This is a genomic window from Pseudomonas sp. NFPP28, from assembly GCF_900115535.1.
GTDB lineage: Bacteria > Pseudomonadota > Gammaproteobacteria > Pseudomonadales > Pseudomonadaceae > Aquipseudomonas > Aquipseudomonas extremorientalis.
Genome location: NZ_FOWT01000003.1, coordinates 232,608 through 256,968 on the forward strand (window position 1 = coordinate 232,608; position 24,361 = coordinate 256,968).

Sequence of the window (24,361 nt, forward strand, 5' to 3'; positions counted from 1 at the left end):
TCCTGCGCTTCCCGCAGATGCCGGGGACTCTCATTAGTACCACGCTGTGCCCCTGTAGAATATCGGTCGCAGACTCATGCGGGACATTCTTTTCCAACACCGGCACAATACCGGCTTCGGTGAGGGAACTTGCCGAGATCGCCGCGACTCATTAGAGGATGGTCTTTGCACCGCTCACGGCCAATCCTTTTCACTCTCGGGAATTTTTTATGTCCGTCACCGCCTCCACCATCCTTGTCGTCGAAGACGATGCCATCGTGCGCATGCTCATCGTCGATGTCCTGGAGGAGTTGGAATTCAACGTACTGGAGGCCGGCGATGCTGAAGAAGCGCTGACCCTGGTGCGAAACACCGACCAGGTGATCGACCTGATGATGACCGACGTCGGTTTGCCGGACATGGATGGCAAGCAACTTGCCACCAAGGTGCGCGAACTGCGTGCGGACCTGCCGATCCTGTTCGCCAGCGGCTATGCGGAAAACATCGAGGTGCCGACTGGCATGCACGTGATCGCCAAGCCGTTCTCGATCGATCAATTACGCGACAAAGTCAAATCGATGCTGCCCGCACGTTAATTCCAGCCTGTACTCCTCGATGCCGCCTGCATGGGCGGCATCTTCGCGTCAGGTGCTCAGAGATTAACGTGACGTTCGGTGAATAAAATCGGAAACTCGGCGCATTCGCGCGCCATTCAGCGCGACCCTGCAACCTGCACTCAGGAAGGACGCAACAACATGATTGGAAAACCGACGCGCCTGCTGTTGGCGAGCCTCTCGATACTCATGAGTACCGGCGCCTGGGCCGACTTCACGGCAACCCCGGCCGAAGCCCGGGCCATTGCCAAGGAAGCCTATCTGTATGGGTTTCCGGTGGTGGACATGTACAAGACGCTCTATACCCAGGCCGTTGACAAGGGCGGTGCCAACTTCAAGGCGCCGTTCAACCAGATCGGCAATACCGCGCAGGTGTTCACGCCCAAGGACACGGCCTTCGTCACGCCCAACGCCGACACGCCCTACTCGTTCGTCTGGATGGACCTGCGCCGCGAACCACTGGTGCTGACCCTGCCCAAGATCGAAGACGATCGCTACTACTCGGTGCAGTTGATCGATCTTTATACGCAGAACTTCGCTTACCTGGGCACCCGCAGCACCGGTAACAACGGCGGCCACTACATGATCGCCGGCCCCGACTGGAAGGGTCAGCAGCCGGTGAATGTCGACCGCGTGATCTACAGCGAAAGCAATATCGCCTACGCCCTGTACCGGACGCAGTTGTTTGATGAAAAAGACCTGGGCAAGGTCAAGCAGATCCAGGCCGGCTACAAAGTGCAGCCACTGAGCAGCTACGTGAAACAACCCGCGCCAGCCAAGGCGCCCAAGGTCGAATGGCCAAAGCCCACGGCGACCATGACCGAAGGCCCGCAACTGTTTCGCTACCTGAACTTCATGCTGGCCTTCGCCGCGCCGCAGGACAGCGAAAAAGACCTGCTGGCCCGGTTTGCCAAGATCGGAATTGCCCCGGGCGCGCCGTTCAAGGTCAAGGAGTTGACCGTCGAACAGCGCAAGGCTCTGGATGAAGGCATTGCCGACGCCCATGCCGAATTTGCCGCGTTCAAGAAAGACAAAGTGGACACTCACCAGGTCACCAGCGGTGATCTGTTCGGCAGCCGCGACCACCTGAACAACAATTACCTGTACCGCTATGCTGGCGCCAACCTGGGCATTTTCGGCAACTCCGCCGACGAAGCCGTCTACATGAGCTACTTCGTCGACAGCGAAGGCAAGCCTGCCAACGGCGCACGACACAGCTACACCGTGCACTTTGCCAAGGACCAACTGCCGCCGGCCGATGCGTTCTGGTCGCTGACCATGTACGACGCCAAGACCAAGCTTTTGGTGCCCAACCACAAGAAGCGCTACCTGATCAATTCGCGAATGCTGCCCACCCTCAAGCGTGACGCCGATGGCGGCCTGACACTGGCCCTGCAGCACCACGAGCCGCCGAAAGCCGAGCAAAGCAACTGGTTGCCGGCGCCACCCGGTCCGTTCTATGCGGTATTGCGCATTTACCTGCCCAAGCCTGAGGTGGGTAACGGCCAATGGAAGCTGCCGCCGTTGACGCCGCTCAAGTAACGTCACGCGCCCGGTCGCAACAAGGGTGAGGGCACCGCAGCCCTCACCTTCTCGCACGTTCTAGCGTGTAAGTTTCACGTACGACTGATGCAGGTCCGACGCCCAGCCGTCAATCACGCTTTTCACGTCATCGGCCTTCATCACCTGCGAATCGTTGGACAGCGGCTTGCCAGTGCCTTTGCGCACCACCTGGGCGAGCACCTTGCCATTGGCACCATCGAGGAACTGCGCCTCGGTGCCCAGGGTGGTTTCCTGATCACGGATCCCGGTGCCGGTGCTTACCGCCGCCACGACGAAGGCCACCGGAATGTACTCATAGGGTTTGAGGCCTTCGGTCTTGCTGCTCACGGCGGTGATTGCTGCGCGCACCACGATCACGCCTGGACCTGGCGCATTGGCCAGGGGCAGGGATTTTTCCAGCTCACGCTTGAGTGCCTGGTTGTAGTAGGTATTGATGCCGTTGAGGGTGGTTAGCGGAATTTTCGCGGTGGCCTGGGGCTTAGGGTAGAACTGGGTCGGTTCGACGTACACCGCGTGATAGCGGCTCAGATCCAGCTCGGGATCGACCCAGCGCATCACCTCGGCCCCCGATGGAGACTTGGCTTCCTTGAGCCGGCTGTAGTCCGAGAGAAAGCCGGAATACTCATCCGGCGCGGTGATCTTGCTGGCACACCCCGCCAGCCCGAGCGAAGCGATGCACAACGTGCAGAGCAAATGCCTAAGTGTCATGTCTGAACTCCCTGGCGGTCGACGTTGGAACACTGAGCTGTAGGTATAGCCAATCCTGGCAAAATAACCCTGTTCCCATCATTCGACGTTTCAGCTGCGTTCGCGGGGGATCAGGCTTTGCAACTGCGAGGCCAGGAAGTTGGCGTCGAATCCAAAGGTGTCCGGATCTTTGAGGCCATTGGTTTTCTTCCACAACCAGTCGTTCTTATCCGCGGGCAACACCAGCGACACACTGCCGTGGCGTGCCGCGGTCAGGCCCATGACCGACACGGAGATCAAGCCGCCCGCGCCCATTACATCCGGCACGAACTCCACCGGTTTGCCGGTGATCTGCACGGTCAGTTTCTCGGTCTTGAATGTCGAGGTCTCCATTGGCACGCTCGGGCCGCTGGCTACGTAAGCTTCACGGTGGACTTCAAGCAACCCCACCGTCTTCACCGGCTCAAGCCACTGCTCGATCTGCCCGAACAGCTCATCGAGCTTCTGCGCCCAACGGGCCGACTGCACGTCGAACTGTTGCTTCTTGTGCGCTTCGCTGTCGGCGTAATGACGAAGCATCTCGCCCAGTTGCTGTACATCATCCATTGCGGCGTTCCTTGGGTGAGCCTGGTTGCGAAGCCTGATCATGGCAGATGCAGCCATTCGACGTACGGCTAAAAACTGATCCGCAACAATGAGGTTTTTCTGAGCCTGTTTTGTTTTACCCATGCTTCCTACAGTGCCGCCACTTGGAACCGTGGGAGGACTGAGCATGAACAGCGCAACAATCGGACAGGCCTATAACTATAAAGTCGTCCGTCAATTCGTTATCGCCACTATCGCCTGGGGCGTGGTGGGCATGGCCATGGGCGTGTGGATCGCCTCGCAACTGGTCTGGCCGCAGATGAACCTGGATTTGCCATGGACCACCTTTGGCCGCCTACGCCCCCTGCACACCAGCCTGGTGATTTTCGGTTTTGCCGGCAGCGCGCAGTTCGCCGCCAGCTATTACGCGGTACAGCGTACCTGCCAGGTACGGCTGTTTTCCGACCGCCTGGCGGCGTTTACCTTTTGGGGTTGGCAGTCGGTGATCGTGATCATGCTGGTCAGCCTGCCGCTGGGTTACACCACCACCAAGGAATACGCCGAGATCGAATTCTCCGGCGCGGTGTGGATGGCGGTGGTCTGGGTGGCGTATGCCATAGTGTTTTTCACCACTGTGGTGCGACGCCAAACCCGGCACATCTACGTGGGCAACTGGTTCTTCGGCGCGTTCATACTGGTGATCGCCATGCTGCATGTGGTCAACCACCTGGCGATCCCGGTGGATTGGTTCAAATCCTATCCGGTGTATTCCGGGGCGACCGATGCCATGGTGCAATGGTGGTACGGGCATAACGCCGTAGGGTTTTTCCTGACCACAGGTTTCCTGGGGATGATGTATTACTTCGTGCCGAAACAAGTCGGGCGCCCGGTGTACTCTTATCGCTTATCCATCGTGCACTTCTGGGCGTTGATCACCCTGTATATCTGGGCCGGTCCGCACCATTTGCACTACACCGCCCTGCCCGACTGGGCGCAGTCGCTGGGCATGGCCATGTCGCTGATCCTGCTGGCGCCTAGCTGGGGCGGCATGATCAACGGCATGATGACCTTGGCCGGCGCCTGGCATCAGTTGCGCACCGACCCGATCCTGCGCTTTCTAGTGCTGTCCCTGGCGTTCTACGGCATGTCGACGTTCGAGGGGCCGATGATGGCGATCAAGACCGTCAACGCCCTCTCCCACTACACCGACTGGACCATCGGCCACGTACACGCCGGGGCCCTGGGCTGGGTGGCGATGATCACCTTCGGCTCGCTGTACCACATGATCCCCAAAGTGTTCGGCCGCGAGCAGATGCACAGCGTGGGGTTGATCAACCTGCACTTCTGGCTGGCCACCATCGGCACCGTGCTCTACATCGCGTCGATGTGGGTCAACGGCATCACCCAGGGCTTGATGTGGCGGGCGGTCAACGATGACGGCACCCTGACCTATTCGTTTGTCGAAGCCTTGCAGGCCAGCCAACCGGGGTTTGTGGTGCGGTTTGCCGGTGGTGTGTTCTTTCTGACCGGCATGCTGCTGATGGCCTACAACATCTGGCGCACGGTGCGCGTCGCGGATCTGCAAATAGCGCAGCTTGATGCGCGGATCGCCTGAAATGTGGGGCCTGTTGATGGTGGTATGCCTGTATGGCGCGGTGGAGTATTGCTTGCGCGGTCAATCGGACAAGAGCCTGGACGACGCCAGCCTGATGCCCTTTGCCGATGACCCGCAAGTGGCGCGGCGTGTGGAGTTGGCGACCGGCAAGCGGGTGCACGCAGTGGCACTGGATGAGGCCAGGCCCGGCTGGACCAGCCTGGACATGTGAAACTGCACCGGTCATTTCGCGGGCAACTGCGTATGACTAATCAATGGCCGATGGGTAAGGTGAAGCGACTTTCCTTGCCAGGAGCATCGCATGCGCACCATCGGCCTTATCGGCGGCATGAGCTGGGAGTCCAGCGCCGAGTACTACCGCATCATCAACCAACGCGTGCGCGACCAGCTCGGCCCGCTGCGCTCGGCACAACTGTTGATGTACAGCGTGGACTTCGGCCCGGTGGAGCAGGCGCAACATGCCGGGCGCTGGGATGACACCGCGCTGATCCTCGAAGACGCCGCGCGCCGTCTGCAAGCCGGTGGCGCCGACTGTGTGGTGCTGTGTACCAACACCATGCATTTGGTGGCGCCACGTATCGAGGCGGCAGTGTCGATCCCCTTCCTGCACATCGCCGATGCGGCGGGTGCGGCTGCCGTTGAGGCCGGCACGCTGACGGTCGGCCTGCTCGGTACGGCGTTTACCATGGAACAGGATTTCCTCAAGTCGCGCCTGGCCGCCCAGGGGCTGACCGTGCTGGTGCCGGAGGCCGACGAGCGTCAGGCCGTGCACCGGATCATCTATGAAGAATTATGCGTCGGCGTGATCAGCGAGGCGTCACGCAAAGTCTACCAAGGTGTCATCGAGTCGCTGGCTGCACGTGGCGCCCAGGCGATCATCCTCGGTTGCACGGAAATCGGTTTGCTGATCAAGCCTGAACACAGCGACCTGCCATTACTGGACACCACCGAGCTGCATGCGCAGGCTGCGGTGGCGTTTGCTTTGCAGGATTAAACCGACTGGCGCAGGCGCGCCATGCTCACGGTGTCGACAAACTGGCCGTCACGCAGGGCGTAATCACGCAATACGCCTTCGACAGCAAAGCCGAACTTGCGGTACAGCCGCTGCGCCGCTTCGTTGTCGGCGTACACCGTGAGTTCCACGCGGTGCAGGTTCATCCAGTTGTCGGCCACGTCCAGCGCGGCCGTCAGCAGCCGCGAACCGACGCCCTTGCCCTGCCACGCCGTTGCCACGCCCATGCCGAACGAACCGACATGGGCCTGGCGCACGCGCAGGTACTGTTCCAGGCCCAGCTGGCCGACCACCTCACCGCCATGCAACGCCACCAGTTGCAGCCGCCGCTCGTTGTCCATCACCAGGCGTTTGCGCCACATCTCGACTGACTGGAAAGGCATTTGCAGCACCTGACGGCACACGGCCGGTTCGTTGTAGAGCGCAGCGACGCCTTCAAGGTGGGCCTCGGTGAAGCGCTGGATCACGATAGGGGGTTCAGGCGTGTGCATGGTGTTTCATCCTTTGAAAGACACGTGGCCGGCCAGTGTAGGGGCGACATTGAGCCGGTGGCTAGGGGGCTGGCACGGTTGACCACAGCGACGGCCAGTCACCGTAACCGACCCCGGTGCAACGCGGCATCCGGTGGAACTCGCTGAGCTGGAAGCGCTTGCCGTCGAACACCCAGGAGGCCCCGCCGCCGCAATCACCGATGCCACGCTGCTTGTAGAAGTAACTCAGTGTGCCGGAAGCCTCGTCATAGCCGACCGAGCCTTGCAGCGCGGCGTCTTCCAGAGGCAGCGGCTGCAGGTCCATCAGCGTCTCGGTGTAGGGCGCCTGCCGCTCACGGCTGCTGACATTGAACTCGCAGTTGTAGGCCGCACAGTCATAACGTGTCACGGTCATTGCCTGGCGTGCCGTCAGGGCACCGGCTTTTGCCTCGGCTTCACCCTCTTCCGGCGTGACGGCCTGCAATGCAGCCGCCACCAACCCGGCCTGCTCCTGCGCGGTCAACGGCGGCGCTGGCGTAAACTTGCGCAATATCGGCGTTGGCGCCCGTGGTGGCACCTCGCTGGGCGCGCCCTTGCCAGGTCGAGCCAGGGCCGTCACGTTGTCCACGCGTCCCTGTACTGCATCCATCAACAGCAGCGAAGCACTCAACCCGCTCAGCGATACGTGCGCGGCGCCCTCGCCTGGCAACTGCAGGCGCTGGCCATTGCGCAGACGCTGCAACCAGCGCCGCGTCCCTGCGCCATCAATCACCCCATACGACTGCACCTCGGGATCACCGCCCTGGTCATCCAGCTCAACGTGCAATTCCCGCGTCAGCTCCAGGCCCAGGGGCTGGCCGTCCAGCGTCAAAGTGGAAAGGTCAACGTCCTGACCTCGATGATCGAAGCGCAAACGCGGATACCCTTGCGGGCCGGCCTGATGCCAGATGTGCAACGTCAACGAGCTGTAGTCCTCTTCATCCACGCCGCTGGGCGCGCTGAGGGCATGACAATTGCGCAGGTTGTCGCAACCGACCACCCACTGCTTGATCTCACGCAGCAGCGGTACGGTTTCGGAGGGTGGTTGGGCGAAGACCGGGGGGGTGGCGCCAGTGAGTAACAGGACCAGGAAGGCGGGGCGCAGCATGGGGACTCTCCGTGTCGAAAAGGCGCGGATTGTCCCATGTTCGGGGTTTGTGGCGGTAGCTGTCAGGGTCTGGCTTGACCACGAACTCGGGCTGCGCGTTTTTCCAGGTTTTGCGCGTGACGCTCGGCTTGCTGCTTGAGGGCCAGGCAGTACTCAGGCAGGCAATGTTGAGCGTCTGGTTTTACGACGTCATCGGCCAGACGCCGAGCGGTTGCGGCAGAAATAGGCGTGCCGCGTGGTTTCAAACGGCCTTTGATGACGGCAGCCCGATCATTGACCAGCGTTGGATGGTTGAGTTTGAGCACTTCGACCGTGGCAATCGCCTCGGGAGTCAGGCCCTTTACATAACCATCACGGGAGTATCGAAACTGCCGCTCGATATTGGCTGTCAGCGGTGAAACAAACGGCTTTGTCACCGTGTTGTAATCGGCCTTTTCCACCGCGCCGTAGCCGCAAGCGACTTTGCTTTGACTGGACGGATAGCAGGCGACTAAGTTTTTGTAAGCAATGTTGCTGTCAGCCTGTTGGTGCTTTTGTGGAATGATGTGCTCGATATGGCAACTGAACTGCGTGCCATGATCTCGAGCCTGACACTCAACGGCTGTCGGCAGCCGTCGCAAGGTATAGGCGCATAAATGAAACTGTTCCTTCAGGAGCGCCTGGCGCACTGCTTCACTCGGGAAGGTGCTTCCCTTGCCGTAGAAAAGGTTGTGGGGGGTGTCGCGATTTACCCTTCGCCACTCAATCAATGCTCGTGGTTCAGCCCCTTTTCTGATCGACTTCACGCTTCGCCCTCTTCGATTGACCTCAGAGAGTCGATATTGGCTTGGGCTTCGAGCACATCAGGTATTTTCCCGACGCTCTCGCGTAATTGCGTTAGTTGGGCTTGGGCCGATTCGAGATTGTCATCGTCGAGATCGCGGTAGATTTTTCTGAGTTGATGACTGACATGTTTGTTCTGGGCAACGCCCCCCATCAGCTCTTCAATGACTTCGCCACTGCGAAGGCCCAGCGAGCGCTCTGGGTGGCCCAGATATTGACCGTCTTTCAAAAGCATCACGGCCCCGGCAGGCAGCTCACCCAGGATTTGCGGAGAATGGGTGGTAATGATGAACTGGCAATTGGGAAACGTGCGCTCAAGCTTTTCAACGACAGTACGTTGCCAGCCTGGATGAAGGTGCAGGTCTAGCTCATCAATAAGCACGACCCCCTTTCCTTTAAGCGGTTCAAGCACTTCTCGGTTGAGTAACGTAAGCCTGCGCGCCAGATCCCCGACCATCGCTAACAGACATTTCTCGCCATCAGAAAGCTGTAAAACGTTGAATTCAAGGTTTTCTTTAAGAACAGTCATTCTCAGGGTTGGCTTACGGCGAATCCTAACGTCCTTGAAACCAGTGAACGTTTCGATCGCATCACGAACTGCCGAAAGCTCCGAGTCTCGATACCCGGGCAAGTCGCGGCTGCGTTCATTTTCGAGATCTTCCTGATTGCGGAACCAAATGAAAAATCTCTTGAAGTCCGCACCTCCGTGGCCAAGTGCATCGTCATAGCCTTCAGCGATTGCATTGATCAAACGCTCCCTGACTCGTAACGGCACATCCAGAACAGCTCTATGGACGTCGTAATAAACAGCTAACGGCAATTCGACAGGCTCGCCGCCGATCAACTCGTAATTGAATGCACTGGTTTCAACAGGAGCAATAGCCCTGTTCAAACGCACCAAGTCACTACTTTGCTCTTTAGGATGCTTACCCTTACCGGAGCGTCGGTTCAACGCGATAGCCCAGTCGACCTCCTCATTAGCCAATGAGACTACAACCGCCAGGCGCGAGTAGTCTTTGCCAACTGTGATGTCGTCTTTGGAAATGGCTCTGGATTTCGAAGCTTGATCAATGATCCGGCATGTCAAATTCGAAAGCGTAATAGCCAACGCATCCAGAATCGAAGACTTGCCCACCCCATTGACGCCCACTAAAGCGACAGTCTGCCTACCCTCGAAATCGAGCTCCATCTTCTCGATACCGCGGAAATTGACAAGGGTAAAACGCTTGATCTGCATGATCGGCTTCCAACGTGCCTGGCCGGGTCAGCCAGTCCTCAAAGTAAGCACGGATCATAGTAATTATCGACTGATCTGTCACGACGCTGACGGTGGCCGCTATCAGCACTCCGTTGCTACGCGCCACACCCGTGCGATAGCCGCCGCGCGCTCGCGCAATAAACGCGGCGCCTCAGCGCAGGCCTGTTCCAAAGTCATCGGTCCTGAGGGCAAGGCAAATGCCGCATCCACGCCATGGGCATACATCTGCTCGTAGCCATCGCCCAAGGTGCCGGCGATCACGATAACGGGCACCTTGTGCTGCCGGGCGATGCGCGCCACGCCGAACGGGGTTTTGCCGCGCAGGGTCTGGGCGTCGAAACGGCCTTCGCCGGTGATCACCAGGTCGGCGCCGCGTACGGCGGCGTCCAGGCCGACCAGTTCGGCCACTACCTCTACGCCAGCGCGGAACTGCGCGCCGAGAAAGGCCTTGGCCGCAAAGCCCAAGCCACCTGCGGCGCCGCTGCCGGGTTCATCGCGTACATCCTTGGATAGCACGTTGGCGCAGTGATCGGCGAAGCGGCCAAGGGCGGCGTCGAGTTGTTGGACTTGCTCGGGATTCGCGCCTTTTTGCGGGCCGAAAATCGCCGAGGCGCCGTGGGGGCCGCACAGCGGATTGTTCACGTCCGCGGCGATTTCAAAGCGTACCTGCGCCAGGCGTGGGTCGAGGTGTTCCAGGCTGATCCGCGCCAGGCGCGCCAGGGCCAGGCCACCGGGTGGCAGCGGTTGGTCGTCGGCGTCGAACAGCTGCACACCGAGCGCCTGCATCGCGCCGGCACCGCCATCGTTGGTGGCACTGCCGCCAATCGCCAGGATGATGCGCTCAGCGCCGGCATCCAGTGCCGCACGGATCAGTTCGCCAGTGCCATGGGTGGTGGTGGTGCATGCGTCGCGCTGGCCCGGCGGTACCAACTGCAGGCCGCTGGCCTCGGCCATTTCGATGATCGCGGTGTGGCTGTCGGCCAACCAGCCCCAGTGTGCTTCAACTGCGCTGTCAAGCGGGCCACGCACGACGTGGTGGCGCAATTGGCCGTTGCACGCCGCGAGCACCGCATCCACTGTGCCTTCACCACCGTCCGCCATTGGGCATTGGACCAACTCGGCATCGGGCCACACCTGTGCCAGCCCTTCGGCAATAGCCTGGGCGACGCCTTCGGCACTCAGGCTGTCCTTGAACGAGTCGGGGGCGATGATGATTTTCATGGGCTTTCTCCGGTTTTTATAACCCCCATGCTGCCAGTTGGCACGGCTGCTGACGCCGGTCCAATGCACAAGTGTGGCGGTGCTTTGTTGTTCATTCCGACAAAGCCTGGGGCAACAGCTGTACGCCCAGGTAGAGGGCGAGCATGCCGTCCAGGGTCAACGGGTCGACGCCACTGAGTTCGGCAATCCGCTCCATGCGATAACGCAGGCTGTTGCGGTGAATACCCAGGGCGTCGGCGCAGGCCTGGCTTTGCCCGTCGTGTTCGCACCAGCTGCGCAGCGTGGCCAGTAGTTGGCCATTGCCGTCCTTGGCCAGCACTTTGCGCAGCGGATTGAGCAGTTCGTCGAGGGCGTCGTCGTTGCGATGGCGCCAGAGCATTACCGGCAGGCGATAGCGGTTGAGCGTCAGCAAGCGTGACTGCGGCAACACATCGCGACCGTAGGCGAGTAAATCACCGACACGCCGATAGCAGCGACGCAGCCCCGCCAGCCCATCCGCTTGCCCGCCCACGGCGACACGCAGGACATGCCAGCCGAGGCCGTCGAGTTTTTCCAGCAGGCGCGGGTTGTCGACCGGCACCGCGGCTGGCCGGCACCACAACAATGAATACTGCGCCGAGCTGACACACCAGCTGTCCGGATAACGCGAGGTCAGCCAGCTACCCAACGCCTCTGCCGATTGCCCCGCGCCGAGTTCAAACAGATAAGGGGTGCGCGCCATCTGCGGCTTGAGCCCCAGTTGCTGGGCTTCGTCCACCAGGCGTGGCGAGTCGCCGGTTTCCGCCAGCAGCAGGGCCAGCAGGTCATCGCAACGCTGGCGCCGCCATTGTTGTTCGGCCTGCTGGTGGCGATGGCTCACCAGCATTTCGGCGGTCATGCGCACCAGTTCGGCGTAGGTACGCAGGCCTTCCGGTTCGCCGGTGATGCCCAGCACGCCGATCAGGCGGCCGTCGTGCAGCAGCGGCAGGTTGATACCCGGCTGCACGCCCTTGAGGTGCTTGGCGGTCTGGCCGTCGATTTCCACCACTCGGCCATTGGCGAGCACCAGTTGCGCGCCCTCATGGCGGGTATTGATACGCTCGGGTTCGCCGCTGCCGAGAATCAGGCCCTGGCTGTCCATGACATTGACGTTGTGAGGCAGGATCGCCATGGTCCGATCGACGATATCCTGCGCCAGGTCATGATCCAGCTCGAACATGCGGCTAAGTTCCTTGAAAGGATGATTGTTCATCGGCACAGCGCAAAGCAGGGTTCGCTGTGCGCAAGCACAAAGACAGCGGCCCGCCAGAGGGCCGAGACTCTTCAGGCGATCAACGTTACCCTCGCATCGCGAAAAATCATAATAAAGAGAGACTCCCATGTCACAGAGCGCCGCAGCCACACTGGCCACCGATGACGATAAAAACGCCATCTACAAGCGCATTACCCTGCGCCTGATCCCCTTCATTTTCATCTGCTATCTGTTCAACTACCTGGACCGGGTAAACGTCGGCTTTGCCAAGCTGCAGATGCTCGACGCGTTGAAATTCAGCGAAACCGTGTACGGCCTCGGGGCCGGGATCTTCTTTATCGGCTACGTGCTGTGCGGGGTGCCGAGCAACCTGGCGTTGACCAGGTTCGGTCCGCGCCGCTGGATTGCGTTGATGATGATCGTCTGGGGCACGCTGTCCACCTGCCTGCTGTTCGTCACCACACCGACGCACTTCTACACCCTGCGCCTGTTCACCGGTGCCGCTGAAGCGGGCTTCTTCCCCGGTGTGGTGCTGTACCTCTCGCAGTGGTTCCCGACGTTCCGCCGTGGGCGGATCATGGCGTTGTTCATGTCGGCCATTCCGGTGTCCGGTTTGCTCGGCAGCCCGTTCTCCGGCTGGATCCTCAACCACTTCGCTGCCGGCCAGGGTGGCCTTGCAGGCTGGCAGTGGATGTTCCTGCTGCAAGGCATCCCGACCGTGATTCTGGGCGCCCTTGCCTACTTCCTGCTCAGCGACAGTTTCGCCAACGCCAAGTGGCTCAAGCCCCACGAACGCGCGGTGCTGGAAGCCGACCAGGCGACTGACCTGGCCAATAAGCCGAAAACCACCACCGATTCGCTGGCCGAAGTGTTCAAGAACCCGGCGATCTGGGCGTTCGGCCTGATCTACTTCTGCATCCAGAGCGGCGTGTACGCCATCAACTTCTGGCTGCCGTCGATCATCAAGAACCTGGGGTTCAGCGATAACCTGGTGATCGGCTGGCTCAGTGCTATCCCCTACCTGCTGGCGGCGGTATTCATGCTGCTGGTGGGCCGTTCCGCCGACTTGCGCAAGGAGCGTCGCTGGCACTTGGTGGTGCCGATGCTGATGGGCGCAATCGGCCTGGTAATCGCGGTGAACTTCGCCACCACGCCGGCGATTGCGATCCTTGGCCTGACCATCGCCACCATGGGCGCCCTCACCGGCCTGCCAATGTTCTGGCCGGTGCCCACCGCCATGCTCAGTGCGAGCGCGGCGGCAGGCGGCCTGGCGTTGATCAATTCCATGGGCCAGATGGCCGGCTTCCTCAGCCCGTATATCGTGGGTTTTGTGAAGGATGCCACCGGGTCCACGGATGTGGCGCTGTACCTGCTGGCGGCGGTGATTGTCGCCGGCAGCGTGTTGGCGTTGCGGATGACGCGTACCCTTAAGGGCTAAGCGGCCTGCGTCAATAAGTGATTTTCGAATCGGGTGCTACGGGTTTCCCCTCCAGCACTCGCTTCTGGTCATCCGTCAGTGGTCTTTGTTCGGTGGGTTGCCGGCCTTGAATCGTGCCGATAATCGACTCGATGAGGGCGTTGGCCCCTGGGAACGGTGTGGGGTGATTTACTGTTGACATGGGCTCTCTCCAGAAAATGAACGTGAAGGGCTGCTCGGCTCGAGCAGCCCTCATGGGCTATGTGGTCTGCCGGACAATTTCGTTCAATCACCTTTCTCAACAAGCTACAGCGTACCGCCGCCGTCGATATCGATCACAGCACCGGTCATAAACCCATTCTCCATCGCCAACACATAGACCTGTGCTACTTCTTCAGCCTGTCCCACTCGCCCTACCGGCACCCCCTCTCCCACCTTGGCGAACATCGCCAGACGTTGTTCTTCAGACAACCCCCCATACGCTGGCGTATCAATCACGCCTGGGCTGATCACATTGACCCGACGCGGGGCCAGTTCTTTGGCCAACTGTTTGCCCAGAGCTTCGGTGGCGGCGTTGATCCCGGTCTTGATGAACTGGCCCGGCGCCAATTTACGTCCCAGTTGCCCAGAGGTCAGGCTGATGCTGCCGTGCTTATCCAGGAATGGCAGCGCCAGTTGGATCGCCCGTAACGAGCCCCAGAGTTTCACGTTGAAGTTGTCCTGAGCCTCGGTCAGATCGGTTTCGATCAAGGTCTTGGCACGCACGGTTGGCCCTGAGGTGTAGACCAGGTGGTCGAACCGCCCCACGCGTTCGAACAATTGTTGCAAAGACCCTGCATCGGTGACGTCCACCGGTTCGCTGCGCAGGCCGTTTACCACGCCGCTGACCAAGCGCCGCCCGGCCAACACCACCTGCGCCCCGCGCGCAGCGGCGGCCTTGGCCACGGCTGCGCCGATTCCGCTGCTGCCGCCAATCACGATGACGGTTTTGCCGTTGAGGGAAGAAGTCATGGGGAAATTCCTGATTGAGAAAGTGAGGGTTCATCTTCCCAGCTTGGCAATCGACGAAAAATCCCGGTAAAACGACAAGATCTTTAAAGGATTTTTACAAATGAGCTCAACCCTCGACCTTGAAGTCTTCGTGCGCACCGCCGACACCGGCAGCCTGTCTGCCGCCGCCCGCGGGCTCGGCTTGACCCCGGCCGCCGCCAGTATCGCCCTCAAGCGCCTGGAAACCCGCCTGGGCATTCGCCTGCTGGCGCGCTCGACCCGCAGCATGCGCTTGACCGAAGAAGGTCGGCGCTACCTGGAGAGCGTGCGCGTCGCACTGGAGGCACTGTCCGAGGGCGAACAGGCGATCAAGCAGCAGGGCCAGAGCCTCAGCGGTTTGCTGCAACTGGCGGCGCCCTCGGACTTCGGGCGCAATGTGCTGCTGGGCTGGCTGGATGCGTTCAAGCTCGAACACCCGAATATCCGCCTGCAATTGCTGCTCAACGACAGCAATGCCGACCTGTTCCGCGACACCGTGGACATTGCCCTGCGCTTTGGTGTCCCCCGGGACTCCAGCCTAGTGGCACTGCCAGTGGTGCCCGACCACCACCGCATCCCCTGCGCCAGCCCGGATTACCTGGCGCGTCACGGCACTCCCCGGACTCCGGCCGACCTGGCACAACACAACACGCTGCGCTACATGCGTCGGGGCCGTGCCAACAATACCTGGTATTTCCGCCAGGGCGCGGTGTTGCAGGAGGTCGAAGTGTCGGGGGACTACTTGAGCGATGACGGCGAAATCGTGCGGCGCTGGGCATTGGCCGGTCACGGCATCGCCTACAAGGCCAACCTGGATATTGCCCAGGACATCAAGGCCGGTCGGCTGGTGCCGTTGCTGCCTGACTGGCAGGGCGAACCGACGCCCTTCAACCTGATGTGCCCGCACCGGCTGCAGGTGTCGGAACGGGTGAAGGTGCTGCACCGTTTCCTGCAGCAGCGTTGTCAGGTGCTGCTGAGTCCATGAAGAAACGCGTGCAGGGCTTGTCCCAGAGCGGCCGAGTCTGGTATTGCATTGGGCACGTTTCCCTGCCTTGAGGAGTTTTCCATGATTTACCGCACATTGGGCCAGTCCGGGTTGAAGGTCAGCGCCTTGACCCTGGGCACCATGATGTTTGGCGAACAGACCAACACCGAGGACTCGCTGCGCATCATCGACAAGGCCTGGGACCAAGGCATCAATTTTATCGACACGGCGGACGTCTACACCGGCGGACGTTCCGAGGAAATCGTCGGCGAAGCCATCGTGCGCAATCGCCAGGACTGGGTGGTGGCGTCCAAGGTTGGCATCGGCCCGGTGGACGGTTTGCCCAACCGCAGCGGCTTGAGCCGCAAACGTATTTTCAATGCACTGGAAGCCAGCCTGACCCGGCTCGATACCGATTACCTGGACATCTACTACCTGCACCGCGAAGACCACAACACCCCGCTGGAAGTGACGGTATCGGCGATCGGCGACCTGATCCGCCAGGGCAAGATCCGCTACTGGGGCCTGTCGAACTATCGCGGCTGGCGCATTGCCGAGGTGATTCGCGTGGCCGAACGCCTGGGTGTCGACAAGCCGATCATCAGCCAGCCGCTGTACAACATCGTCAACCGCCAGGCCGAAGTCGAGCAGCTCACTGCCGCAGCCGCCTATGGCCTGGGTGTGGTGCCTTACAGCCCATTGGCCCGTGGCGTGCTCAGTGGCAAATACGCGCCGGACGTCACCCCCGAGGCCGGCAGCCGTGCGGCGCGCCAGGACAAGCGCATCCTGGAAACCGAATGGCGCGTGGAGTCGCTGCGCATCGCCCAGCAGATCCAGCAGTACACCCAAGGGCGTGGTGTGGGGATCGTGGAGTTTGCGATTGCCTGGGTATTGAACAATTCGGCGGTGAGCTCGGCGATTGTCGGGCCGCGCACCGAAGCGCAATGGGATGCCTACCTCGGGGCGTTGGACGTGAAGATCACGACCGAGGATGAAGCGTTCATCGATTCGCTGGTGACGCCGGGGCATTCGTCGACGCCAGGGTTCAATGACGTCGGGCATTTTGTGTCGGGCCGCGTGGCGCGAGCTTAAGCCCGGTAGCCCTGTTACTGAGCAGAACACAGTATTGTGGCGAGCGGGCTTGCCCCGCGTTGGAGTGCGCAGCGCTCCCAGTTTTTTTGGGCTGCTACGCAACCCAACGCGGGGCAAGCCCGCTCGCCACAGTTAGCCCGCTCCCGCAGCCAACTAACGCGAAAATTTGCTGAAAAACGCCCCAAAACAGCGCACCCCTCTCCTGCTAAAAGCACCATAATCCCCTCCTGAAATTTCCCCTCTTTTCGTATCAATGGTTTTTCGCGAGGACAGCGTGTCTAAAGGTGTGGTGTTATCGGTCTTGGCCTCGGTGTTGTTTGCCGTGATGTATTACTTCACGTCACTGCTCACGCCTTTGAGCGGCCTGGAAATTTTCGGCTGGCGCATGTTGCTCACCGTGCCGTGCATGACGGTGTTCATGATCGTCAGCGGCGAATGGCGACGGGTGTGGGAGCTGCTGCGGATGTTGGCGGCCCGACCTGCCTTGATCGCGGGCGTGCTAGTGTCTTCGGCTTTGCTGGGTGTGCAGCTGTGGCTTTTCATGTGGGCACCGTTGAATGGGCGCAGCCTGGATGTGTCGGTGGGGTACTTCCTGTTGCCGCTGACCATGGTCCTGACCGGCCGCCTGGTGTGGGGCGAACAGCTGTCGTACTTACAACAGATCGCCGTCTGTTTCGCCGGCCTTGGGGTGCTCAACGAGCTGTACCAGGCCGGTGGTTTTTCCTGGGCCACGCTGGTGGTGATCATCGGCTACCCGGTCTATTTCATCGTGCGCAAGTACCTCAAGACCGACCATTTGGGTGGGCTCTGGCTGGACATGGCGTTGATGCTGCCGGTGGCCTGGTGGTTTGTGCAAAGCGGCGAGCAAGGCTTTGCGGTGCTGGATGCGCACCCCAAGCTATACGCGCTGATTCCGACGCTGGGCCTGATCAGCGCGTCAGCACTGGTGAGCTACATCATCGCCAGCCGCCTGCTGGCGTTCAGCCTGTTCGGGCTGCTCAGCTACGTTGAGCCAGTGCTACTGCTGGGAGTGGCGTTGATCCTGGGTGAAGGGATCAAGGGCGGCGAATGGTTGACCTACATCCCAATCTGGCTGGCGGTGATGGTGCTGGTGTTTGAAGGGTTCAAGCACTTGGTACGCCAGCGTAAAGCCTGATCGGCAGACAGCAAAAAGCCCGGCCAGGTTACCCATGGCCGGGCTTTTTCGTGTGCGTTAGTCGGTGGTCAACACCCCACGACGCACCTGGTCGCGTTCGATCGACTCGAACAGCGCCTTGAAGTTACCCTCGCCAAACCCATCATCGCCCTTGCGCTGGATGAACTCGAAGAACACCGGCCCCATCAAGGTTTCCGAGAAGATCTGCAGCAGCAGGCGCTTGTCGCCTTCAACCGAGGAACCGTCCAGCAGAATGCCGCGTGCCTGCAGTTGATCCACCGGCTCGCCATGGTTCGGCAAGCGGCCTTCGAGCATTTCGTAGTAGGTGTCCGGCGGCGCTGTCATAAAGCGCATGCCGATCTTCTTCAACGCGTCCCAGGTCTTGACCAGGTCGTCGGTGAGGAACGCCACGTGCTGGATGCCCTCGCCGTTGAACTGCATCAGGAACTCTTCGATCTGGCCGGCGCCCTTGGACGACTCTTCGTTCAGCGGGATGCGGATCATGCCATCCGGCGCGCTCATGGCCTTGGACGTCAGGCCGGTGTACTCGCCCTTGATATCGAAGTAACGCGCTTCACGGAAGTTGAACAGCTTCTCGTAGAAGTTCGCCCAGTAAACCATGCGGCCGCGATACACGTTGTGGGTCAGATGGTCGATGACCTTCAGTCCCGCACCCACCGGGTTGCGCTCCACGCCTTCGAGGTAGACGAAGTCGATGTCGTAGATCGAGCTGCCTTCGCCGAAACGGTCGATCAGGTACAGCGGCGCGCCGCCGATACCCTTGATGGCTGGCAGGTTCAGCTCCATCGGGCCGGTTTCGATGTGGATCGGCTGGGCGCCCAGTTCCAGCGCGCGGTTGTAGGCTTTTTGCGAGTCCTTGACGCGGAACGCCATGCCGCACACCGACGGGCCGTGTTCGGCAGCGAAGTAGGAAGCGATGCTGTTGGGTTCGTTGTTGAGGATCAGGTTGATCTCGCCCTGGCGATACAGGTGCACGTTCTTGGAACGGTGGGTCGCGACCTTGGTGAAGCCCATGATCTCGAAGATCGGCTCCAGGGTGCCTGGCGTCGGCGACGCGAATTCGATGAATTCAAAGCCCATCAGGCCCATTGGGTTTTCGTATAGATCTGCCATGATTTGGCGCCTCATCATTCTTGTGTTTTGAAGGTTTCAATTGCCAGCAAGGATGGGGAGCACGGGCGGCGCACAGGAAAGACCTCGCACACTGCGGGCGAGGAAGTCACCAAAGATGAGGGGGGAGCCGAGTAGCTTCATGATGTCATCGGTCTCTGACGGCTTAGGCTTGCGTGAGCACAAGTCCATATTCTTGTATGCGTAAATCGATTCTACACAGCGTAACTGCGTTTGTCCGTACTCTTATCAAATCCCCATTACCCGCACCCGTGCAAGGGGTTTATTGCCCAGGTAGATGCCCGCCAGGATGATCGCACCGCCCATCAGCATGGGCAGGGTGAAAGGCTCGTCCAGCAGCACGGCGCCACAGATCACCGCCGTCAGCGGATTGAGCGCGATGAATACACCACTGCGGGTCGCGCCAATACGCCGGATGCCATCGTAATAGCCGATATACGCCAGGGCCGAGCCCAGTACCCCGAGGTAGAGCAGGCTGTACAACTGCGGCAGGTGGATAGCACTGAGCGCAACCAGAGTCAGTCGCCCGCTCAACAGCGTGATGAGCGTAAGCATCAGCGTTCCCAGCAACACCGACCAGGTGACGGTCTGCAAGGGCCCCAGGCGCTGGTTAAGCGCGCGTGCGCCCAGCGAATAGACGCCCCACCCCGCCACGCAGCCGGCGATCAGCAGATCGCCGCGCCAGTCGTTGGTCGCACCCTGCAGCCCCAGTGGGTCGCGGTTGATGATGACAACCGCCGCGCCCGCCAGGCACAACCCGATCCCCAGTGCCTTGCCAAGCCCCAGGCGTTCCTTGAATAACAGCCAGGATGTCAGGCCAATCACCGCTGGGTTCAAGGCGACGATCAGCGATGCCCGCGAGGCGCCGATGTACTGCAAGCCGTAGAAGAAGCACAGGTTGTAGAAAAAGATGCCGAAAAATCCCAGCAATGCCAGTCGCCCCAACTGCGCCAGGTTTGGACGGGCCAGGGGAATGCGCGCAAACGCCATGAACAGCAACAGCGCGACGCTGGCCAGCAGAAAACGCAGGCTGGCCGCCAGCAGCGGGTCGATGGCACCGGACAGGTAGCGCCCGGCGACGAAGGTGCCGCCCCAGATCATGGAGACGGCAGCGAGCTTCAAGTAGGTCAAACAATCGGTGGAAGGTTTCATGGTGGTATTGCTCTGGTGCTGAACGAGTTAGCCTAGTGTTTGCCTGATACTTGATCATCGTAAAATGAGTAAATACTCATGACCCTGACCCAACTTGAAATTTTCTCCCTGGTCGCTGAGCTGCAAGGCTTTACCCATGCGGCCAACCGCCTGGGTATCAGCCAATCGGCGGTGTCCCATGCCATCAAGGGCCTGGAGCAGGAACTGGGGGTGGAGCTGTTCCGTCGTCATCAAGCCCATGTGGCGTTGACCGACATTGGCGAACAATTGCTGCTGCGCGCCCGCGCCATGCTCGGCCTGGCCGGCACCCTTGAACAGGAGGCCGCCGATGCCCGGGGCTTGAAGCGCGGCACGCTGCGCATCGGCTCCTTCGGGCCAACATCGTCCAATCGGCTGTTGCCGCAGATCCTTCGGCCGTTTCGCCAGGCCTACCCCGACATTGAGGCGCATGTCGATGAAGGCCCGGACCGCCAGGTCATCCAATGGCTGGATGAGCGGCGCATCGACGTGGGTTTCGTGGTGCTGGAGCAAGAGCGATTCGACACCTTCGCGCTGTTCACCGATCAGATGGTCGCGCTGTTGCCGGCCAACCACCCCCTGGTCGCACACCCTGCCCTGCGCCTTGGAGATCTCTGCGAGGCGCCCTTCATCCTGACCGAGGCCGGCTCGTCGGAGCTGGTCTCGCGCCTGTTCGCCGATGCCCGGTTGACCCCGAAGGTGCGTTACCGTTGCGCGCAGTTGCTCAGCACGCTGGAAGCGGTGAGCCGTGGCGATGGCGTCAGCGTGGTGGCCCAGGGTTCCCTGCCGGTTACGCCAGACCCGCGTTATGTGGCACGCCCACTGGCACCGGCCATTACCCGTTCGATTGGACTGGCGGTGCTGGACCGCCGCCAGGCGTCACCCGCCACCCTGGCGTTTATTCGCGTGGCACAAGGCCTGGACTATGGGCATGTCACACCGCTATAGCGGCTGGCGATGATGGCGCAGCGCGCCGTTGTCATCCACGGTACTGAAGCGCAGGCTGGCAGCGCCGGATGGCAACTTCAGGATCGCGTCGAAGGACAGGCGGGTGGCGGACCGTGGGGCGATCAGTAGATATGGCGCGTGCCGTTGATGATCACACCGGCATTTACCGTCGCCGGTCCACCGTGCAGCAGCACTGCCAGTAGCAGTCCCAGATAACGCCCGCAAGGCTGCCTACTGACCGAACGGGTAGGTATCCCGAGCTTATTGCGGCGACTGCAACTATCATCGAGTCATGTCCGACCCGCCGTACTGACGCCTCTCTCACCTCGTACCAGGCTTTTACCCCATGCCCCTGACCGTCCAAGGCCCGCGCAGCCGTGCCACCCGTAACCTGATCAGCGTATTTTGCGCCATGGTGCCCGTTGCATTGGGCGTGGCGATCCTCCATTGGCAGGCCGAACGCACCCTTGAACAAAGCACCGCCCAGACCGCGCAGGAAGCTGTGCGCCAATTCGACTTGATGCTCGATAACACCGCCCTCGCCGCCCAGGCGTTGCTGCCACTGGCAGGTCAACCCTGTGATAACGGCGCGCAGCTGGCATTGCGCGAGCAGGTCACGCGCCGTCCATTCGTGCGGGCGACCACCTTGTCCTGGCAGAGAAACATCTACTGCAGCTCGTTGTTTGGCGACCAATACGCGTCGCCGGTCAATCCGGATGATTATGTAGACGGCAAGTTGTGGTTGATGGATGGCAACCCGGTGACGCCGGATACCGCTCTGCTGGTGTACCGGCTGGTCGAGGGTGACAAGGCCGCATTTGCGTCGATCGACGGCTACCACCTGACCAACGCCTTGCGCCTGATCAGTCGTTACGCCGACCTGGTACTGCAAGTCGGGCCCCATTGGCTGGGGGCCGATGGAAAAGTGCATGACACCGCGGTGCCGCTATTTGCCGTGGCGCACCATCATCTTGCATCCTCGCGTTATCACTACAGCGTCGACGCAGGCATGCCGGCTGGCGAAGTCTGGCGCTATATGCAGGCTCGATACCCGGCGTTGTTCAGCCTGCTGGTGTTCTTTGGCGTACTGGCTGGGGCGCTGGCGCATTGGTTGCAAAAACGCTCTTCGGCCCCCACCCATGAACTGTATCGGGCATTGGGCGCCAACGAATTCATTCCGTACTTCCAGCCCGTGGTGCGCGGTGATACCCGTGAATGGGCAGGCTGCGAGGTACTGATGCGCTGGCAACACCCTAAGGAAGGGCTGGTGCGACCCGATCTGTTTATCCCCCTGGCCGAGCATTCGGGCCTGATCGTGCCGATGACTCGTGCTCTCCTGCGCCAGACCGCCGCGCAACTGGCGCCCCATGCCACGCGTTTCAGCCCGGGATTCCATATTGGTGTGAACATCACTGCACGCCACTGCCAGGACCTGGCACTGGTGGAGGACTGCCGTGAGTTTCTCGCCGACTTTCCCGTAGGCCAGGTGACTCTGGTGCTGGAGTTGACCGAACGCGAGTTGATCGAACCCACCGAGATTACCCGCCGCTTGTTCGACGCCTTGCATCAATTGGGGGTGATGATTGCCATTGACGATTTTGGCACCGGCCATTCCAGCCTGGGCTATTTACGCAACTTCAATGTGGACTACTTGAAGATTGACCAGAGTTTTGTCGCCATGATCGGTGCAGATGCACTATCGGGGCATATTCTGGACAGCATCATAGAGCTGTCGGGCAAGCTCGACTTGGGCATTGTTGCAGAAGGTGTGGAGACGCGCGAACAGTGTGATTACCTGGCCGCTCAAGGGGTGGACTTCCTGCAAGGCTACCTGTTTGGAAAGCCTTTACCCTGTGATGAATTTATTAAATCGCTGGCGCGTCATTGAATAGCCATGCACTACCTGTACTGAAATAGTTGGGTCTGGAGAAAAGACATGATTTACTCGTGGCGCATTAACTACTACAATTTTTCCTGCCTGTGCAGAACTCGCGAGACGACTTCTTTCCTGGGTCGCCTTAAAGCGCTTGGCTTATAGCTTTGTCTGCAGTTGATATCAGCCAACTACACTATTGGAGTACAGATTTTGTCCAGACTCGCCGAATTTCGCGCAGCAGAAAAAGCCCTTCAAGAGCAGCTTGCCCAGCTGGAATCCCTGAAGAACGATGCTGGCCTGAAGAAAGAAATCGAATTCGAAGAAAAGCTTCAAGCCCTGATGAAGAGCTATGGCAAAGGCCTGCGCGACATCATTTCCATCCTTGATCCAAACCCGGGCAAGTCCAGCGCCGCTGCTGCCGCACCCAAACAGCGCCGTGCGCGAGTGGTCAAGGTTTACCAGAACCCGCACACCGGTGAACTGATCGAAACCAAAGGCGGTAACCACCGTGGCCTCAAGGCCTGGAAAGAACAGTACGGCCCTGCCACTGTAGATTCCTGGCTTCGCGGCTGATCGTACCGGATTTATAAAGAGCCCCGCTGACGCGGGGCTTTTTTATCTTATAAGGTTCGAAATCGAACTTAAATAACATTTCACTTTGTTCAAAATCGACATGCCTCACGCACTTAAAGTTTCAGGCTATCGCGTACCGAACTGACTTCCTCCTTGCTTGCTTCATACGCATCGGCCTGACCTGCGTATGAAAAAACATACGCCTTATCGGTATCAACCGCGCCCACCAATGTTTGCGAGAGCACGTGCCGCCCGTTCTCGGTTATCACGCAAGTAGTTTCCAGCGCTTCAAGACGGCTCAATGTTGAAGGGCGCATCTTGCTGCACACGCTTTGATAACCGCCCTGGGCAAAATCCTTCTGGATGGATTTGCGCATCTCCAGCAGTACGCCTTGAAGATTAACCTTGTGGCCAACTTCAATCGGTGTCCCGGTCAACTCCATGACCATCAGGGTCGTACCGTTTTCATCATTCTTGATTGCCCGCTGGCGTGATACTGCTTGGGGTTTTACAGGTGCCTGTTCATCCGCGACGACTTCCTCGACCTGCCACCCACCAGGCCAATGAATTTCGGGCTCGGCGGCCACTACGCAGGAACTGCCCAACCACACGCACAGCATGCCCAACAGCGGTTTACGAAATTCAGTCATTACCAAAAACACCCAAGGTTCAATGGCCAAAGTTTGAGCCCCAGCCTCCACAGGCCGCAAGGCCTGCGTGGCTTTTTCATCTGGCGACCGGACCGAGCCTTGCGTATCA

General features: G+C 60.2%; 24 protein-coding genes. 12 read left to right on the top strand and 12 right to left on the bottom strand.

The genetic code is table 11. The annotated features are described in order from the left end of the window. Window positions 1-209 precede the first annotated feature (209 nt). Together BM110_RS09675 and BM110_RS09680 are read left to right on the top strand one after the other, a co-directional pair. The gene (locus BM110_RS09675) at window positions 210-575 is read left to right on the top strand and encodes a response regulator (RefSeq protein WP_092243648.1); all 366 of its coding nucleotides are present in this window, start codon (window positions 210-212) and stop codon (window positions 573-575) included. 159 nt (window positions 576-734) lie between these two features. Further along, window positions 735-2,135 (top strand): DUF1254 domain-containing protein, encoded by a 1,401-nt coding sequence (locus tag BM110_RS09680; protein ID WP_092243651.1) that lies wholly within the window; start codon window positions 735-737, stop codon window positions 2,133-2,135. Between the two features lie 60 nt (window positions 2,136-2,195). On the opposite strand, the gene BM110_RS09685 is transcribed toward BM110_RS09680, so the two are convergent. Then, entirely contained in the window at window positions 2,196-2,864 is a 669-nt protein-coding gene (locus BM110_RS09685) for a DUF3313 domain-containing protein (protein WP_071488282.1), read from the bottom strand. Between the two features lie 90 nt (window positions 2,865-2,954). Beyond that, on the bottom strand, window positions 2,955-3,449 hold the full coding sequence (locus BM110_RS09690) for a hypothetical protein (protein WP_071488281.1): 495 nt from the start codon (window positions 3,447-3,449) through the stop codon (window positions 2,955-2,957). Between the two features lie 166 nt (window positions 3,450-3,615). On the opposite strand from BM110_RS09690, the gene ccoN reads away from it, so the two are divergent. From ccoN to BM110_RS09705, 3 genes are all read left to right on the top strand, one after another. After that, entirely contained in the window at window positions 3,616-5,043 is a 1,428-nt protein-coding gene (ccoN, locus tag BM110_RS09695; RefSeq protein WP_093513254.1) for a cytochrome-c oxidase, cbb3-type subunit I, read from the top strand. Window position 5,044: 1 nt separating this feature from the next. Further along, window positions 5,045-5,254, top strand: coding sequence for a cbb3-type cytochrome c oxidase subunit 3 (locus BM110_RS09700; RefSeq protein ID WP_092243660.1), 210 nt, complete (start codon window positions 5,045-5,047; stop codon window positions 5,252-5,254). Window positions 5,255-5,344: 90 nt separating this feature from the next. Continuing rightward, window positions 5,345-6,037, top strand: coding sequence for an aspartate/glutamate racemase family protein (locus tag BM110_RS09705; RefSeq protein WP_092243663.1), 693 nt, complete (start codon window positions 5,345-5,347; stop codon window positions 6,035-6,037). Here the strand turns inward: BM110_RS09705 and BM110_RS09710 are convergent. From BM110_RS09710 to BM110_RS09735, 6 genes are all read right to left on the bottom strand, one after another. Beyond that, entirely contained in the window at window positions 6,034-6,546 is a 513-nt protein-coding gene (locus BM110_RS09710) for a GNAT family N-acetyltransferase (protein ID WP_092243666.1), read from the bottom strand. The genes BM110_RS09705 and BM110_RS09710 overlap by 4 nt on opposite strands. A 61-nt stretch (window positions 6,547-6,607) precedes the next feature. Further along, entirely contained in the window at window positions 6,608-7,672 is a 1,065-nt protein-coding gene (locus BM110_RS09715) for a DUF1176 domain-containing protein (RefSeq protein WP_093513255.1), read from the bottom strand. Between the two features lie 62 nt (window positions 7,673-7,734). Further along, window positions 7,735-8,457 carry an HNH endonuclease gene (locus BM110_RS29310; protein WP_139220322.1) on the bottom strand — a complete coding sequence of 241 codons (723 nt, stop codon included), beginning with the start codon at window positions 8,455-8,457 and terminating at the stop codon, window positions 7,735-7,737. Next, window positions 8,454-9,731, bottom strand: coding sequence for an AAA family ATPase (locus BM110_RS09725; protein ID WP_092243674.1), 1,278 nt, complete (start codon window positions 9,729-9,731; stop codon window positions 8,454-8,456). The genes BM110_RS29310 and BM110_RS09725 overlap by 4 nt, the downstream gene beginning before the upstream one ends. A gap of 102 nt (window positions 9,732-9,833) precedes the next feature. After that, window positions 9,834-10,973 carry a glycerate kinase gene (locus BM110_RS09730; RefSeq protein WP_092243677.1) on the bottom strand — a complete coding sequence of 380 codons (1,140 nt, stop codon included), beginning with the start codon at window positions 10,971-10,973 and terminating at the stop codon, window positions 9,834-9,836. Between the two features lie 91 nt (window positions 10,974-11,064). Next, window positions 11,065-12,171 carry a sugar diacid recognition domain-containing protein gene (locus BM110_RS09735; RefSeq protein ID WP_092243680.1) on the bottom strand — a complete coding sequence of 369 codons (1,107 nt, stop codon included), beginning with the start codon at window positions 12,169-12,171 and terminating at the stop codon, window positions 11,065-11,067. 160 nt (window positions 12,172-12,331) lie between these two features. Here BM110_RS09735 and BM110_RS09740 point away from each other — a divergent pair, with 160 nt between their 5' ends. After that, on the top strand, window positions 12,332-13,642 hold the full coding sequence (locus BM110_RS09740) for an MFS transporter (RefSeq protein ID WP_093513256.1): 1,311 nt from the start codon (window positions 12,332-12,334) through the stop codon (window positions 13,640-13,642). A 285-nt stretch (window positions 13,643-13,927) separates the two neighbouring features. On the opposite strand, the gene BM110_RS09750 is transcribed toward BM110_RS09740, so the two are convergent. Beyond that, entirely contained in the window at window positions 13,928-14,632 is a 705-nt protein-coding gene (locus tag BM110_RS09750; RefSeq protein ID WP_093513257.1) for an SDR family oxidoreductase, read from the bottom strand. A 100-nt stretch (window positions 14,633-14,732) separates the two neighbouring features. On the opposite strand from BM110_RS09750, the gene BM110_RS09755 reads away from it, so the two are divergent. From BM110_RS09755 to rarD, 3 genes are all read left to right on the top strand, one after another. Next, window positions 14,733-15,635, top strand: a complete 903-nt coding sequence (locus BM110_RS09755) for a LysR family transcriptional regulator (RefSeq protein WP_092243692.1) — start codon at window positions 14,733-14,735, stop codon at window positions 15,633-15,635. An 81-nt stretch (window positions 15,636-15,716) separates the two neighbouring features. Continuing rightward, complete coding sequence (locus BM110_RS09760; protein ID WP_093513258.1) at window positions 15,717-16,727, top strand: aldo/keto reductase; 1,011 nt, start codon at window positions 15,717-15,719, stop codon at window positions 16,725-16,727. 274 nt (window positions 16,728-17,001) lie between these two features. Next, the gene (gene rarD / locus BM110_RS09765) at window positions 17,002-17,883 is read left to right on the top strand and encodes an EamA family transporter RarD (protein ID WP_093513417.1); all 882 of its coding nucleotides are present in this window, start codon (window positions 17,002-17,004) and stop codon (window positions 17,881-17,883) included. A gap of 57 nt (window positions 17,884-17,940) precedes the next feature. Here the strand turns inward: rarD and hppD are convergent, their stop codons facing one another. Together hppD and BM110_RS09775 are read right to left on the bottom strand one after the other, a co-directional pair. After that, a complete protein-coding gene (gene hppD, locus BM110_RS09770) occupies window positions 17,941-19,017 on the bottom strand; it encodes a 4-hydroxyphenylpyruvate dioxygenase (protein WP_058425843.1) in 1,077 nt (358 codons plus the stop codon). A gap of 246 nt (window positions 19,018-19,263) precedes the next feature. Beyond that, window positions 19,264-20,187 (bottom strand): DMT family transporter, encoded by a 924-nt coding sequence (locus BM110_RS09775; protein WP_093513259.1) that lies wholly within the window; start codon window positions 20,185-20,187, stop codon window positions 19,264-19,266. A 78-nt stretch (window positions 20,188-20,265) separates the two neighbouring features. Here BM110_RS09775 and BM110_RS09780 point away from each other — a divergent pair, with 78 nt between their 5' ends. The 3 genes from BM110_RS09780 to BM110_RS09790 all read left to right on the top strand — a co-directional run bounded on the left by BM110_RS09780 (window position 20,266) and on the right by BM110_RS09790 (window position 23,602). Continuing rightward, complete coding sequence (locus tag BM110_RS09780) at window positions 20,266-21,153, top strand: LysR family transcriptional regulator (protein ID WP_093513260.1); 888 nt, start codon at window positions 20,266-20,268, stop codon at window positions 21,151-21,153. A gap of 346 nt (window positions 21,154-21,499) precedes the next feature. Then, the gene (locus BM110_RS09785) at window positions 21,500-23,041 is read left to right on the top strand and encodes an EAL domain-containing protein (protein WP_093513261.1); all 1,542 of its coding nucleotides are present in this window, start codon (window positions 21,500-21,502) and stop codon (window positions 23,039-23,041) included. Window positions 23,042-23,239: 198 nt separating this feature from the next. After that, complete coding sequence (locus BM110_RS09790; protein WP_071488246.1) at window positions 23,240-23,602, top strand: histone-like nucleoid-structuring protein, MvaT/MvaU family; 363 nt, start codon at window positions 23,240-23,242, stop codon at window positions 23,600-23,602. Window positions 23,603-23,715: 113 nt separating this feature from the next. Here the strand turns inward: BM110_RS09790 and BM110_RS09795 are convergent, their stop codons facing one another. Then, window positions 23,716-24,252, bottom strand: a complete 537-nt coding sequence (locus BM110_RS09795; RefSeq protein ID WP_093513418.1) for a DUF4946 domain-containing protein — start codon at window positions 24,250-24,252, stop codon at window positions 23,716-23,718. Window positions 24,253-24,361 lie beyond the last annotated feature (109 nt).